This window comes from Nocardia sp. NPDC059240, from assembly GCF_042753865.1.
Classification (GTDB): domain Bacteria; phylum Actinomycetota; class Actinomycetes; order Mycobacteriales; family Mycobacteriaceae; genus Nocardia.
On the sequence record NZ_JBHZAC010000004.1, the window covers coordinates 115411 to 130280 of the forward strand.

Below are 14870 nucleotides of genomic sequence, written 5' to 3' on the forward strand. Positions count from 1 at the left end.
GGTGTCGAGTATCGCTTGTGTCGCAGGTCACCCGGTTACTTGGTCGCCTTGTCGTACAACTGGGCCACCGAACCGGTGTTCGGCGTGAACAGGTCCTTGTCCACGGCCTTCCAGCCACCCAGGTCGTCGATGGTGTACAGCTTGGCCGGGGTCGGGAAGTCCTTGGCGTGGTCGGCGCGCACCTGCGGATCGACCGGACGGAAGCCCGCTTCGGCGAACGCCTGCTGGGCGTCCTTGGTGTAGAGGAAATCGCGGAAGGCGGTGGCCTGCTTCAGGTTCTTGGCGTTCTTGAGCACCGCGACCGGGTTGTCGATGCGGAAGGTGGTGTCGGGCACGAAGTGCTCGATCGGGTCACCCTTGCTCTCGGAGAAGATGGCCTCGTTCTCGTAGCTGATCAGCACATCGCCGGTGCCCTGCAGGAAGGCGTCGGTGGCCTCACGACCCGACTTCGGCTGCACGTGCACGTGTCCCAGCAGCTGACCCAGGTAGTCCAGACCGGCCTGCGGGTTCTTGCCGCCCTCGCTCTTGGCGGCGTAGGGGGCCAGCAGGTTCCACTTGGCCGAGCCCGAGCTGAACGGGTTGGGGGTGACGACCTCGATGCCCGGCTTGAGCAGGTCGTCCCAGGTGTGGATGCCCTTCGGGTTGCCCTTGCGCACCGCGATGGCCACCACCGAACCGAACGGGACGCCCTTGTTGGCGTCGGCGTTCCAGCTCGGGTCGATCTGACCGGAGTCCACCAGGCGGGTGATGTCGGGCTCGACGGAGAAGCTCACCACATCGGCGTCGGCCCCGTCCTTGACCTTGCGGGACTGATCGCCGGAGGGACCGTAGGAGGCCTGGAACTGAGTGCCCTTGCCGGCGTCGGTCTTGTTGAAGACCGGAGTCACCTTGTCGTAGGCGGCCTTCGCCACCGAGTAGGCGTACAGGTTGATATTGCCGCCGCCTCCGGCCTGCTGGCCGCTGTCCTTGGAGTCGCTCGCGCCGCCGCTGCACGCGGTGAGCACGGTGGCCGCGACCGCGGTGAGAGCGACGGCGAAGGTAGATCGGCGGGAGAGACGAATATTGCGGGACATCGGCGTGGACCTTTCGAGCGATCCGCCGGGGGGACCTGGCCGGCGGAGATGACGTTGCCGTAGACCCGTCAGGAACACAGTCGTGACGGTGGCGCTCGGCCCGAAGGCCGCCGGGGACGGAACACGAACTGCGAAAAGAATGCGCGCCAAGTCTACTCAGACGTGCAGCAGTGCCCGATCGGTTGATCAGCGACAGTGAATGTCGGCAACCGCGAGGCAGCCCACCGCGATCAACGCCAATTCATGGCGGACCTGGGGCAGAACACTCGAAGACACGCCGCGACTTTAGCAGAGCTCCACGTCAGGCGGCCAATCCCGGACGGGGGTTGAAATCGCCTCGAGCGCAACCCTGGCCGAAATCTCGGGCGCACCCCCGGCGAGAATTCGGCAGACTGGTGCGTGCGGACTCGCCGCGCCCAACCACACGGGGGAATCCATGACCACACCCGCTCGCCTCCGCCGGGAGTTTCCCGGCATCTCGACCCGCGCCTGGGAACATCCCGCCGACCGCACCGCCCTGGTCGGACTGCGTCAGCTCAGCGGATTCGACACCTTGCTGCGCACGCTGTCGGGGCTGTTGCAGGAGCGGCAGCATCGGCTCATGTACCTGGCGACCGCGGTCCGGGTCGACGAGCGGCAGTTCAAGAACATTCATCAGCTGCGCGAGGACGCCGTCAGGATCCTGGACGCGTCCCGCACGCCGGAGATGTTCGTGCTGCAGCACCCGTCGGCGAATTCGTTCACCATCGGCATGGACCGGCCCTTCATCGTGCTGACCACCGGGCTGCTGGATCTGCTGGATGCCGAGGAGCTGCGCTTCGTGGTCGGCCACGAACTCGGGCATGCCCTCTCAGGCCACGCGGTCTACCGGACCATGCTCATGCACCTGATGCGGCTGGCGGGCAGCATCGGCTGGATGCCGGTGGGCGGCTGGGCATTGCGCGCCATCGTGGCCGCGCTGATGGAGTGGAGCCGCAAATCCGAGCTGTCCGGCGACCGGGCCGGGCTGCTGGTCGGCCAGGACGTCGAGGCGTCGGTGCGGGTGCATATGAAGCTGGCGGGCGGGTCACGGGTCGACGAGATGAGCCACGCGGCCTTCCTGGCGCAGGCCGACGACTACGACCGCGCGGGCGACCTGCGCGACGGCGTGCTCAAACTGCTGAACCTGGAACTGCAATCGCACCCGTTCTCGGTGCTGCGGGCGGCGGAGCTGCGGCGCTGGATCGCCAGCGGCGACTACGACCGGATCCTCGACGGCCAGTACCCGCGCCGTGATCAGGACAAGGACGCCCGCATCAGCGAGGAGATCAAACACGCTGCGCGGGCGTACCGGGAAAACTTCGAACAGTCCGAGGACCCCCTGATCCGCACCGTGCGCAACCTCGGCCGGGATGTGGGCGAGACGGTGAGCACGGTGGGTCAGGAAGTCGGAGAGACGCTTTCGAAGCTGGGGAAGCGAATCCGAGGGTCGGACTAATCCTCCGCGTCGACGACCGGCGGGGTTTCGAAGATGTCGAGCAGCCACTCCTCGGTGGCACTCTCGGCATCTTCCTCGTCCGGGCGGATGCGGTTGCTCAGGCGAACGCCCAGACCCAGCGTTTGGGCGGCCTTCACCATTTCGAGAGCCTCTTCGGGCCCGGTGTAGTGGGTGGCGATCAGACGGGGCTCGTCGTCGAAGTCCTCTTCGGACAGCACGAGTTCCAGACCTTCATCGGTTGTCGACATGGGTCAGCACAGTACGCCGAGAATTCGCCCCGGCGGTACCGAAACTCGCTCAGCGAGTGAACAACCAGGCGACTACCACAAGAACAAGAAGTGCGATCAGGGCAAGCTGGACACGAGAACGCGGCATCTCAGGCGGCTTCCTTCCGAATGCGACGCGGCTGCGCGGTGGCGGGGACCGCGGCCTCGCGGGCGGCGATCCGATCGCGGCCGAGCACACGCAGCGCCACCCGCAGCGTTCGGTCCAGCAGGTAGGCAATGGCCAGGCAGACCGGCACCATGGCGGCCAGCACCACCGCGAACTGGGGAACGAAGGGCAGACCGGCTACCCACAGTTCGACGCTGTCCCACCAACTTGCCATCGCATGCACGACCCCAGCCTAGGCCCGCAACGCAATGGTGGACGATTCGGGGCAAACGGGCCGATCATGTCTGTTATGGAGTCGTACGACGAACCCGAGTCCTCGGACCGCCCGCTCGGCAGTGAGATCGGCATCGATCCCGTCCCGGATTTCGACGATCCTGCCTCGGTAGACGCCCCCCGCGAGGGCATCGACCGCAACGATCCGGCCCTGTCGGACAACTATCTGCCCTCGGCTACGGGTGGTATGCATCACTCCGTGTTTCCCCCCATCGACGACTACGCCTTCCTGTCGGACTGCGAGACCAACTGCCTCATCGCCCGCAACGGCTCGGTGGAGTGGATGTGCGTGCCGCGGCCGGACTCCCCCAGCATCTTCGGGGCCATGCTGGACCGCAGCGCCGGGCATTTCCGCCTCGGGCCCTACGGCCGCAATGTGCCCGCCGCACGGCGCTATCTGCCGGGCGGGCTGATCGTGGAAACCACCTGGCAGACCGAGACCGGCTGGCTCATCGTGCGCGACGCGCTGGTGCTGGGCCCCTGGCACAACAATCGGTCGCGCAGCCGCACCCACAAGCGCACGCCCATGGACTGGGATGCCGAGCACATGCTGTTGCGCACCGTGAAATGCGTGAACGGCATCGTCGAGCTGGAGATGAGCTGCGAGCCCGCCTTCGACTATCACAACGGCCCGGCCAGCTGGGAGTACAGCGGCACCGTGTACGAACAAGCCACCGCCAGCTCCCAGATCGAGGGCTGCCCGCCCTTGACGCTCACCACCGATCTGCGGCTGGGCATCGAGGGCCGGGAGGCACGGGCCCGCACCCGCATGAAGGAGGGCGACGAGGTCTTCGTCGCCCTGTCCTGGTCGGATCTGGAGCCGCCGCACACCTTCGCCGAAGCGGCCGAGAAGATGTGGCAGACCACCGAATACTGGCGACAGTGGATCACGCAGGGCCGCTTCCCCGATCATCCGTGGCGCGGATTCCTGCAACGCAGTGCGCTGACCCTCAAGGGCCTCACCTACGCGCCGACCGGCGCGCTGCTGGCCGCCGCGACCACCTCGCTGCCGGAAACCCCTGGCGGCGAACGTAACTGGGACTACCGCTACACGTGGGTGCGGGATTCCTCGTTCGCCCTGTGGGGTCTGTACACGCTCGGGCTGGATCGCGAGGCCGACGACTTCTTCGCCTTCCTGCACGACGTGACCACCGACGACAATGGGAAACCCACTCCGCTGCAGGTGCTCTACGGGATCGGCGGCGAACGTGAGATCACCGAGACCGAGGTTCCCCAGCTGTCCGGCTACGACGGCGCGCGGCCGGTGCGCATCGGCAATGGCGCCTACAACCAGGACCAGCACGATATCTGGGGCACCATCCTGGATTCCGTTTACCTGCACGTGAAATCGCGTCAGCAGGTGCCGGAGACGTTGTGGCCCATGCTGGAACGTCAGGTGCAGGCGGCAATCGAGAACTGGCGCAACCCCGATCGCGGCATCTGGGAGGTGCGTGGCGAGCCGCAGCACTTCACCTCGTCCAAGGTCATGTGCTGGGTGGCGCTCGACCGCGGCGCGAAACTGGCCGAGCTGCACGGGGAAATGGACTACGCCAAGAAGTGGCACGATATCGCCGACGAGATCCGCGCGGACATCCTCGACAACGGCGTCAACGCCGCGGGCGTGTTCACCCAGAGCTACGGCAGCGACAGCCTGGATGCCTCACTGTTGCTGGTGGTACTGACCCGCTTCCTGCCGCCCACCGATCACCGGGTGCGGGCCACCGTGCTGGCCATCGCCGACGAACTCACCGAGAACGGTCTCGTCCTGCGCTATCGCACCGAGACCACCGACGACGGACTGTCCGGCGCGGAGGGCTCGTTCACCATCTGCTCGTTCTGGCTGGTGTCGGCGCTGGTGGAGATCGGTGAACTGGCCCGGGCCCGGCACCTGTGCGAGCGGCTGCTCGGCTACGCCAGCCCGCTCAAGCTGTACGCGGAGGAGATCGACTCGCGCAATGGGCGGCACCTGGGCAACTTCCCGCAGGCCTTCACCCACCTGGCGTTGATCAATGCCGTCATGCACGTGATCCGGGCGGAGGACTCCCGCACCGCGAGCACCTTCAACCCGGCGCATCCGGGACGCTGAGAAACCTACGGAGAAAACGAAATCGGCCGCTTTCGCGGCCGATTTCGTTGAGGCTGAATTCATTCAGGCTGAATTCATTCAGTACGCGGAGCTCTCGCCGATCGTGTCGGCGCTCTCGCGGATCTCACGCAACTGCACCAGCGAGCGTTCGATCTCGGTGAGCCGCGCCTCCCGGCCCGCGCCCGAGCCGACCGTGGCCGCCTCCTCGGCGGCCCGCAGCGAGGCGTCCACCGAACGCAGTGTCGCCGAGGCGATCTCGGTGAAGTGATCGCGCAGGCTGCGCTGCACCGAGCGCAGCCGGTAGCGGGATTCCTTGCTCACCTGGAAGATCACATCGTCCATCAGCCGGGCCACCGCCACCTTGGCCTCGGCCTGGCGGCGCTGGCGGCGGGCCTTGCGGTCGTCCCACAGCGCGTTCACGCCCAGCAGTACGGCCGCACCGCCGGAGTACCAGTTCACCAGCGACATGTGCAGCAGGCTGGTGATCAGGCCGACCATCAGCAGGCCGCCGTAGGAACCCCGCAGGGCGGTCAGAATCTGCTGCGTGACACCGTGTTTGGCGCTGTCGAGCTTGTCCAGCGCGGCCACCGGCTCCAGCACCGCGCCGACATCGCCCGGGTTGTCGAGCTTGAGATCGGGCGTGGGGATGCCGCTCTCGGGGAACTTGGCCGCCACCTGCTCGGCCAGCTCCACCGAGCGGTAGTGGGCGATGACGAAGTTCTCCTCCACCGCCTCGCAGATCTTGGCGTCCAGGTCCGCGCCGAAGTCGGCCCAGCCCTTGGCCGGATTGCCCTTCATGATGTCGGCCTCGGCATCACGGATCAGGCTGCGCAGCCGGTGCCGCAGATCGTGTTCGGTGTCGGCCATCAGCTCGCCGGCGCCGTCGGCCAGGGTCACCTGCCAGTTGGCGGTGCGCTGGCGCAGTTGCTCGGCCTCCTCGCGGGTGCGGCGCAACTGCTCGGTGACGACGGTCAGCCGGCGCGGATCCCGCAGCGTCTCGGCCTCACTGCGCAACGCCAGCGCCAGATGGTCGGTGATGAGCGCGATATCGCGCACCGCGGCCTGCACCGCCACCACGTCCGCCCGGCCCAGCACATAGGAGCGCAGGTGGTCGAGTAGTTGCGGCACACCGGATTCCAGATCCAGCTGCTCGTCACCGGCGGCCGCGGCGTGCTCGTGCAGCCGTGCCGAGGCCGGGGCGACGGCGAAGGCCAGCCCGGCGGCGTCGAGCAGCTGCCGGTCGTGCTGCTGCACCTGCGGCCACTGCGGCGACTGGTCGATCTTGTTGAGCACGCAGACGACCGTCGGGCACACCTGCTGGATGCGCTTCAACTGCTCGATCTGGGCCGGAGTGAACGGCTTTCCCGCGTCCGCGACGTAGAGCACCGCGTCCGCGGCGGCGATGAGCGACCAGGTGGCCGGCGAGTCACCAGGCGAACCGGGCGCGTCCAGAACCACGAAGCCCTCCGCCAACAGCGGACTGGGCTGGGTGAATTCGGCCCGGATCACGTCACCCGAGGCCACCTCCGCCAGTGCCGCACGCGGATCCACCGCGGTCCGCTGCGCGCTGCCGCCCGGACCCATGGTCACCAGGGTGGCGGCGGACTGCTGCCCGTACTCGGCGATCACCGGCACACTGGGCTGTCCTTCGGTGGCGCTGACCTGCGCCCCGACCAGGCTGTTGACCAGTGTGCTCATGCCGCTGGCGGATTCGCCCACCACGACCAGGCGCACCCGCGGGTCCGACAGGCGGGCACGAGCGATGCCGAGCCGACTGGTGAGGTCCATCCGGCCGGAGGCGTGGGTCAGCGCGAGGAGCCGGTCGACCAGTTCGACCAGCGGACCCAGCGTGTCGGGATTCTTCACCGCGATTCGACGATCGGCGCGGCTCACAGCAGCAGCATGTGATGGTCACCCGGACCCACGACCGGCGAATGAGCATCGACGAAGGTGGCATCCGGCAACAGCGGCGTGAACAGCCCGCCGTCGTGTGTCAGCAGACCGGCATCGTGGTAGCCCAGCAGGTGGTCGCCCGAATCGTAGTGGTCGGCAATGGGTTTCACCGGTTGCGGGGCATCGACGTGCGGCGGCGTGGTGATCGGCTGCGGCATGGTCGGGACCGGCGCGACCGTCGGCGCGGGCGCGACCGACACGGTCGGCTGATGCGTCGGCACCTCCGGCTGGGTCGGCGCGACCGTCGGGACGGGAACATCCGGGGTCGGGTGCACCGGCACGGTGGCGGACGGCTGATGCGAGGGCACCGGGACGTCGGTCGGCACGGTCGGCGTCCCGGCGTCCGGCTTGGTGGCGTCCGGGTCCGGGAGCTTGGTCGTCGGCACCGTGGGTGCGGGCGTGGTCACCGGATTGCCGCCCGGCTTGGTGACATCCGGATCGATGGTCGGGATCTTGGCGGCCGGCAGCGTGGGCAGGGTGAGCACCGGCGCGGGATCGATCTTGGCCGGGGTGCTCACCTGCGGCGCGGGCACCGGCACGGGGGCCGGGGTCGCGGGCTGGTTCGCCAGCGTGACCGGGTGGCCGGGCGCGGACGGGTCACCGGTCGCCAAGGCGGGCAGCTTGCCGTGATCGAAGAGCGCGGGCGCGACGGCGGCGGGCGCGGTCAGCGGCGACGGGCCACCGTGGGTCGACAGCAGGTTCGCGATCGGCTGATTGGCGGCGTCGGGCTGAATGGTGGTCTGCAACGGCGTCACCGCGACCGGCTGGGCGACCGCCACCGGTGCGACGGCGACCGGCGCGGCCACGGGGACCACCGGCGTGGCGGCCGGGGTCGCGACCGGAGTGAAGGGCACGGGCGCGGCCGGAGCCGTCGGGGCCAGGAACGGATTCGTGCCGATCGAGGCCGGACCCGGTTGTGCGGCAACGGGACCCGATGCTCCGGCGACCGGACTCGGGGCGCCGGCGAGCGGACTCGCGGCACCCGGCGCACTCGGCAGACCGGTGCCCGGCGCGACACCGGAGGCGCCCTGACCGGGCAGGCCGGAGGTGCCCTGGCCGGGAAGCGGCGAGTTGCCCTGCCCCGGGAGCTGGGATGCGCCCTGGCCGGCGACCGGCGAGGTCGACTGTCCCGGAACGGCATTCGAGGCGGCCGGGGTCGCGGACGCGGGGGTGCCGGTCGGCTGGCCCGCGCCGGGCGCGACATTGCTCAGGTCCGCACCCGCCGGATGCGAAAGCCCTTGGCTCACATGCTGAGTGAACTGGTTGTACTGGTCCATGACATGACCGACACCCAGATCGACCTTCAGATCGGAGTGGAACCACACGCCGTCCGGGCCGACGTGCGCGTCCACCGTCCACTGCGTACCGAGGAACGCGCCGACACCCTGGCCGTCGGTCGCGCCGACGCCGTCGAAGGGATTGGTTCCCCCGGCGAGATCCGGCAGGTGCGCGCCATCGGTGCCGGGCAGGTGCATGCCCGGGGTGCCGGGCAGCGCGAAGCCGGGCAGGCTCTGCAGGAAGTTGGGCTGCAGCGGATCGAGCGTGGGCGTCACCGGCTGCGTGGGCGTGGACACCAGGTCGGTCGCCGGATTCTCCAGCGGCACACCCCAGTGCGGGGTGGACGCGGGCAGACCGGTCTCGCCGTCGGGGAGGCCGAGTCCGTGGAAACCGGAGAGCGAGAGGTCGGGCTGCAGCGAGTCGAACGAGGCCGGGAACAGGCCGGCGTCGGTGCCGTGGTGGTAGTCGTCGAGCGGGCCGAAGGGCGTGCTCACCGGCGAGGCGGTCGAGGGCCCGAGATGCTGGGCGGGGACCTGATCGGCGGTCAGATCCGGGAAGGTGACCGTCGGGCTGGGCACGTTCGGCTGCGGATCGTTGACGCCCGACCAGCCCGTGGACTTGCTGTCGTGGGTGATGGCCGCATTACTGCCACGGCTACCGCTGGCAGCCACGAGCGCACCGCCGGTCACGTACGCGCCTGCCCTGGCCACGCGCGCCACGCCGGTGGCAATGCGATAGGCGGCGTCGCCACCGTTGTCATCGGCGGCGTCATCGTCGGAGAAGGGCAGATCACGTGTCATACAGGCTCCGCTCTCAGGGCTCCGGCGGGCCGTCGCGCGGCCTGCCGGACCAAACTCATTTCACACCCTATTTCCGGATAACCGGTCTGTCACATCCACCAGGTAGGCGGCGGTGTGCCCATAGGGGTGTCACACAGCTTGTCACCCTGCATATCAGTACGGAAGACCCATTTTCAGGGTGCATACCGGACCTTGCGGACAAAACACTGTCCGATTTGCACTGTGCCCCGCTCCCGAGGGGGAGCGGGGCACGAAGTTCTACCGAACCTACTTCTTCTTCTCGGTCGCGGAGTCCGTGCTCAGCGCCGCCACGAAGGCTTCCTGCGGCACCTCGACGCGGCCGATGGTCTTCATCCGCTTCTTGCCTTCCTTCTGCTTCTCGAGCAGCTTGCGCTTACGGCTGATGTCACCGCCGTAGCACTTGGCCAGCACGTCCTTGCGGATCGCCCGAATGTTCTCGCGCGCAATGACTCTGGAGCCGATGGCGGCCTGGATCGGCACCTCGAACTGCTGCCGCGGGATGAGTTCGCGCAGCTTGACGGTCATCTTGTTGCCGTAGGCCTGGGCGGCATCCTTGTGCACGATGGCCGAGAATGCGTCGACGGCCTCGCCCTGCAGCAGGATGTCGACCTTCACCAGCGCGGCGGACTGCTCGCCGACCTCCTCGTAGTCGAGCGAGGCGTAGCCGCGAGTGCGCGACTTCAGTGAGTCGAAGAAGTCGAAGATGATCTCCGCCATCGGCAGCGTGTACCGCATCTCGACGCGGGTCTCCGACAGGTAGTCCATGCCGAGCAGTTCACCGCGGCGGGCCTGGCACAGCTCCATGATGGTGCCGATGAATTCGCTGGGCGCGATCACGGTGCAGCGGGTGATCGGCTCGTAGATGTCGCGCACCTTGCCCTCGGGCCAGTACGACGGGTTGGTGACGACGTGCTCGGCACCGTCCTCCATGACCACGCGGTAGATCACGTTGGGCGCGGTGGAGATCAGGTCGAGGCCGAATTCGCGCTCGAGCCGCTCGCGGGTGATCTCCATGTGCAGCAGACCCAGGAAGCCGCAGCGGAAGCCGAAGCCCAGGGCCACGGAGGTTTCCGGCACGTAGGTCAGCGCGGCATCGTTGAGCTGCAGCTTGTCCAGGGCGTCACGCAGGTTCGGGTAGTCCGAGCCGTCGACCGGGTAGAGACCGGAGTAGACCATCGGCCGCGGCTCGCGGTAGCCGGTCAGCGCCTCGGTCGCGCCGTCGCGCTGCGAGGTGATGGTGTCACCGACCTTGGACTGGCGGACGTCCTTCACACCGGTGATGAGGTAGCCGACCTCGCCGACGCCCAGACCCTGGGTGGGCTTGGGTTCGGGTGAGACGACGCCGATTTCGAGCAGTTCGTGCGTCGCGCCGGTCGACATCATCTTGATCTTCTGGCGCGGGGTGAGCTTGCCGTCCACCACACGCACGTAGGTGACGACACCGCGGTAGGTGTCGTAGACCGAGTCGAAGATCATGGCGCGGGCCGGGGCGTCGGCCTCGCCGACCGGCGGCGGCACCACGCGCACGGCCTCGTTGAGCAGTTCGGCCACACCGACACCGGTCTTGCCGGAGACGCGCAGCACATCCTCGGGCTCGCAGCCCACGATGTGGGCGAGCTCGGCGGCGTAGCGGTCCGGGTCGGCCGCCGGGAGGTCGATCTTGTTGAGGACCGGGATGATCGTCAGGTCCTTGTCCATGGCCAGGTACAGGTTGGCCAGGGTCTGCGCCTCGATGCCCTGCGCGGCGTCGACCAGCAGGATCGCGCCCTCACACGCTTCGAGCGCACGCGACACCTCGTAGGTGAAGTCGACGTGGCCCGGGGTGTCGATCAGGTGCAGGACGAAGTCCTCACCGTCGACCTGCCACGGCAGCCGCACGTTCTGGGCCTTGATGGTGATGCCGCGCTCACGCTCGATATCCATGCGGTCCAGGTACTGGGCGCGCATGGCGCGCTCCTCGACCACACCGGTGAGTTGCAGCATTCGATCGGCCAGGGTCGATTTCCCGTGGTCGATGTGCGCAATGATGCAGAAGTTCCTGATCTTGGAAGGATCGGTGAACGTCTTGTCGGCGAAGCTGCTAATCGGAGTCACTCCTCGGCATGGCGAAACAGCGGCATGTCAACCCCGAAGTCTACGGTGCTGGACCGGGTGTCCTCGCCCCGGCGTTCCGCAGCACCGAACTGGCCGTTCCCGCAGGCGAATCCGGCCCGGATGAGAATCCCGTCCCTCGCGGTTAGGCTGCCGTTCATGGCGGGTAGGTGGAATGCTCTGGGCAAGCAGTTGGGGATCGTTGCCAAGGAGCAGGGGTCTCACCTGGTCACGGAGCAAGCTCCGAAGTTGATCGGGCGCGTACGGCAGTCGACGATGTGGGATCGCGCATTGCGTGCGATCGGGACGCCGCGGCAGGGGCCTGGGGTCTCGGTGCGGCCGACATCCTCGGCGGGCGTGCCCGCGAAGGAACGCGCACGGCAGATCGTCTACAGCCCGCAGTTGGACGGGCGGGCCGATCCGGGTGAGATCGTCTGGACCTGGGTGCCCTACGAGGAGGATCCGGACAACGGCAAGGACCGGCCGGTCCTGGTGGTGGGCCGCGAGGGCAAGACCCTGCTCGGGCTGATGCTGTCCTCGAACGAGGAACACGCCCACCACAACAACTGGGTGGGCATCGGTGCCGGCGCGTGGGATCACGCGGGCCGCGACAGCTGGGTGCGGTTGGACCGCGTCCTCGATGTGCCCGAGATGGGCATCCGCCGGGAGGGCGCGATCCTGCCGCGCAAGATCTTCGACCGGGTGGCGCACCGGCTGTGCGCCGAATACCACTGGTACTGAGGGTTTTCAGCTCACCATGTTGCGCGAGCGGCCGTAGATCATCCCGTACACGAGGGCACCCAGCACGCCGCCGATCAGCGGGAAGACGATGAACACCCACAGCTGCGCGGGCGCGCCGTCCTGGAAGAACGCGACCGCGATGCTGCGGGCCGGGTTCACCGAGGTGTTGTCGACCGGGATCGAGATCAGGTGGACCACCGTGTAGGTGAAGCCGATCGACAGGCCCGCGAGCGGGATGTCGGAGAGCTGATCGGTGGAGGCCAGGACCACGAACACCAGCAGGGCGGTCAGGATGACCTCGACGGCGATGGCCGCCGCCAAGCCGTACCCGTTGGTGGTGACCTCACCGAGCACCACCTTGGACGGGCTGTGCTCGCCCCAGCCGTTCGCTCCCAGACCGTCTTTGGCACGGTCGTAGGAGGGCAGGTTCTTGGCGATGGCGTAGATGACCGCACCCGCCGCCAGACCACCGATCACCTGGGCGACCCAATAGGCCGCGGCGACCACGATATTCACGCGGCCGAGCAGCAACTGGCCGAGGGTGACCGCGGGATTGACGTGGCAGCCGGAGATCGGGCCGATGGAATACACCAGGAACAGCACGGTGAGACCGAAGGCCAGGGCCACGCCGAGGGCACCGACGCGTTCGCCCGCCAGCACGGCGGTGCCGACACCGGCCAGCACCAGGACGAAGGTGCCCAGGCCCTCGGCGAACAGCTTGCGCCCCAGCGTGGGTGGTTGCAGGTCGGTGAGATCCTCGGCGACTTCCTGAGCTGTGGGGGACATCGGCTACCTTCCGCTGGCAGGGAGTCGTGCGCGCTTCGAGACTGCGTCAGGCCAGGCGGGTTATCTCCACCACGACCTCGAGATCGGTCGAGCCGCTCCCGCTGAAGATACCTTTGAGGGGCGGCACATCCGCGTAATCACGTCCGACTCCGACGGATACGTGTTGCTCGGTGATCGGGATGTTGTTGGTCGGGTCGTAGCCCCACCACTCCCCCGTCCACGCCTCCACCCAGGCGTGCATCTGACCGGCGACGGTGTCGCCGACCTCGGCCGCGGGATCGGGGTGCAGATAGCCGGAGACGTACCGGCAGGGAATCCCCATCGCGCGCAACAGCAGCAGCGTGAGGTGCGCGTAATCCTGGCAGACGCCGCGGCGTTCGGCGAACGCCTGGACGGCCGAGGTGTGCACCGAGGTGGTCCCGGCCAGGTATTCCATCTCGCGGTGCACCCATTCCGCCGCGCCGACAACCGCTTTCGCGGGCGGGACGCCGCGCGCGAGCTGACGCACCACCGAGGCCAGCCGTTTCTCGCGCGGGACGTAGTCGGTGGCCTGCAGCAGTTCGTCGAAGCGGTCGGCGATGCCGTCGGCACGCAACTCCTCCCAGGACAGCTCCTCGGCGGGCACGGTGAACGGTTCGGTCTCCACCACCGAGGCGCTGGTGACCTCCAGTTCGGTGTGCGGGGCATGCAGGTCGAAGGAGGTGACCGCGGTGCCCCAGTAGTCGGTGTAGCGGAAGGACCGGGTGGAGGGCACGGTGTCGACCCGGCTCAGGATGACGTTCTGCCTGCTGTCGGCGCGCGGGGTGAGCCGGGCCTCGTTGAACGACCGGGTGACCGGCGCGTCGTAGACATATCCGGTGGTGTGCACCACCCGCATGCGCCAGCTCATGCCAGTTCCTCCACCCGCTCCGAGATGCGACCGTGCAGCCCGGTCCAGGCCACCCACGATTCGGCGTGGAAGTACTGCAGCGCCACCGCCTCTCCCACCTCGCGGCAGGTCTGCTGCAGCCACAGCAAGCGGCTGGGCAGGTCCTCCAGCAAGACCGAGGACGGGATGAACTCGAGTTCGCTGCGTGCCCGCCCGAGCAGCCGGTGCGCCTCGTGCCGGGCCGCGAATCTGCTGTTGGGTCTTTGATCCAATTCCTGCAGGCAGGCCTCCGCCACCCGCAGCGAATGGAACACCGAACGCGGAAACAGCCGGTCCAGCAGAATGAATTCGGCGATCTGATTGGCGTCCAGGACGCCGCGATGGGTGCGCAGATACGGGTCGTGCGCACCGGCCGACCGCAATACCGTGACCCAGGCGGGCGAGGAAGTGCGGTCACCGGCACGTGAATGCAACAGGCGCACGGTCATATCCACCCGTTCGATGCTGCGGCCCAACAGCAGGAATCGATAACCGTCGTCGCGGCTCAATGTCGAATCCGAGAGTCCGACGAACATGGCGGCCCGATCGGTGATGTAGTGGCAGAACTCGTGCGGCCCCAGCGCTCGCGCCGCCCGCTCGGCCGCGGCCAGACCGTTGTAGGTGGAATTGAGGCACTCCCACATTTCCGTGGAGGTGACTTCCCTTGCGCCCCGGGCGTTCTCGCGGGCCCGGCTGATCGAGTCGACGATGGAGCCGCCGTCGCGGCCGAAGGCCACCAGTTCGGTCACCGACCAGACATCCAATTCGCGGTCCTCTTCGGGCGAGTCGATACCCAGGACCCGTAGTAACACCCGTGACGTTCGGTCCGGATCGACGGTGGCGTCCTCGAGGAGTTGATGGACGGCGACATCGAGAATGCGGGCCGTATATTCGGCACGCTCCACGTAGCGCCCGATCCAGAAGAGGGATTCGGCATTGCGCGCCAACATGATCCGACCACCTAACGCTGTAACCACCTGCCGAGCGCCAT

13 protein-coding genes are annotated in these 14870 nt (G+C 67.9%); 3 read left to right on the forward strand and 10 right to left on the reverse strand.

The window, feature by feature from the left end; all coding sequences use genetic code 11:
* Positions 1–35: 35 nt before the first annotated feature.
* Together ACFXHA_RS15105 and ACFXHA_RS15110 are read right to left on the reverse strand one after the other, a co-directional pair.
* A complete protein-coding gene (locus ACFXHA_RS15105; RefSeq protein ID WP_379356932.1) occupies positions 36–1073 on the reverse strand; it encodes a sulfate ABC transporter substrate-binding protein in 1038 nt (345 codons plus the stop codon).
* A 186-nt stretch (positions 1074–1259) separates the two neighbouring features.
* On the reverse strand, positions 1260–1349 hold the full coding sequence (locus ACFXHA_RS15110; RefSeq protein ID WP_379356934.1) for an Ms4533A family Cys-rich leader peptide: 90 nt from the start codon (positions 1347–1349) through the stop codon (positions 1260–1262).
* A 160-nt stretch (positions 1350–1509) separates the two neighbouring features.
* Here ACFXHA_RS15110 and ACFXHA_RS15115 point away from each other — a divergent pair, with 160 nt between their 5' ends.
* Complete coding sequence (locus ACFXHA_RS15115; RefSeq protein WP_379356936.1) at positions 1510–2550, forward strand: M48 family metallopeptidase; 1041 nt, start codon at positions 1510–1512, stop codon at positions 2548–2550.
* Here the strand turns inward: ACFXHA_RS15115 and ACFXHA_RS15120 are convergent.
* Both ACFXHA_RS15120 and ACFXHA_RS15125 read right to left on the reverse strand, forming a co-directional pair.
* On the reverse strand, positions 2547–2798 hold the full coding sequence (locus ACFXHA_RS15120) for a hypothetical protein (protein WP_379356938.1): 252 nt from the start codon (positions 2796–2798) through the stop codon (positions 2547–2549). The two genes, ACFXHA_RS15115 and ACFXHA_RS15120, sit on opposite strands and share 4 nt — an antisense overlap.
* A gap of 128 nt (positions 2799–2926) precedes the next feature.
* The gene (locus ACFXHA_RS15125; RefSeq protein ID WP_379358262.1) at positions 2927–3157 is read right to left on the reverse strand and encodes a hypothetical protein; all 231 of its coding nucleotides are present in this window, start codon (positions 3155–3157) and stop codon (positions 2927–2929) included.
* 246 nt (positions 3158–3403) lie between these two features.
* On the opposite strand from ACFXHA_RS15125, the gene ACFXHA_RS15130 reads away from it, so the two are divergent.
* On the forward strand, positions 3404–5302 hold the full coding sequence (locus ACFXHA_RS15130; protein ID WP_379358264.1) for a glycoside hydrolase family 15 protein: 1899 nt from the start codon (positions 3404–3406) through the stop codon (positions 5300–5302).
* A gap of 78 nt (positions 5303–5380) precedes the next feature.
* Here ACFXHA_RS15130 and ACFXHA_RS15135 read toward each other — a convergent pair whose 3' ends face one another.
* From ACFXHA_RS15135 to lepA, 3 genes are all read right to left on the reverse strand, one after another.
* Entirely contained in the window at positions 5381–7195 is a 1815-nt protein-coding gene (locus ACFXHA_RS15135; RefSeq protein WP_379356940.1) for a hypothetical protein, read from the reverse strand.
* Positions 7192–9333, reverse strand: coding sequence for a hypothetical protein (locus ACFXHA_RS15140; protein WP_379356942.1), 2142 nt, complete (start codon positions 9331–9333; stop codon positions 7192–7194). The genes ACFXHA_RS15135 and ACFXHA_RS15140 overlap by 4 nt, the downstream gene beginning before the upstream one ends.
* 267 nt (positions 9334–9600) lie before the next feature.
* Positions 9601–11448: a translation elongation factor 4 gene (gene lepA, locus ACFXHA_RS15145; RefSeq protein ID WP_379356944.1), complete on the reverse strand. Its 1848-nt coding sequence runs from the start codon at positions 11446–11448 to the stop codon at positions 9601–9603.
* Between the two features lie 156 nt (positions 11449–11604).
* On the opposite strand from lepA, the gene ACFXHA_RS15150 reads away from it, so the two are divergent.
* On the forward strand, positions 11605–12186 hold the full coding sequence (locus ACFXHA_RS15150; protein WP_379356946.1) for a type II toxin-antitoxin system PemK/MazF family toxin: 582 nt from the start codon (positions 11605–11607) through the stop codon (positions 12184–12186).
* 6 nt (positions 12187–12192) lie between these two features.
* Here the strand turns inward: ACFXHA_RS15150 and ACFXHA_RS15155 are convergent, their stop codons facing one another.
* Genes ACFXHA_RS15155 through ACFXHA_RS15165 form a run of 3 tightly spaced genes read right to left on the reverse strand, consistent with a single transcriptional unit; the run spans position 12193 to position 14829 of the window.
* Positions 12193–12972, reverse strand: a complete 780-nt coding sequence (locus ACFXHA_RS15155; protein ID WP_379356948.1) for an aquaporin — start codon at positions 12970–12972, stop codon at positions 12193–12195.
* A gap of 46 nt (positions 12973–13018) precedes the next feature.
* Positions 13019–13861, reverse strand: a complete 843-nt coding sequence (locus tag ACFXHA_RS15160; protein WP_379356950.1) for a transglutaminase domain-containing protein — start codon at positions 13859–13861, stop codon at positions 13019–13021.
* Positions 13858–14829, reverse strand: a complete 972-nt coding sequence (locus ACFXHA_RS15165) for an alpha-E domain-containing protein (protein ID WP_379356952.1) — start codon at positions 14827–14829, stop codon at positions 13858–13860. Before ACFXHA_RS15165 ends, ACFXHA_RS15160 begins: the two co-directional genes overlap by 4 nt.
* Positions 14830–14870 lie beyond the last annotated feature (41 nt).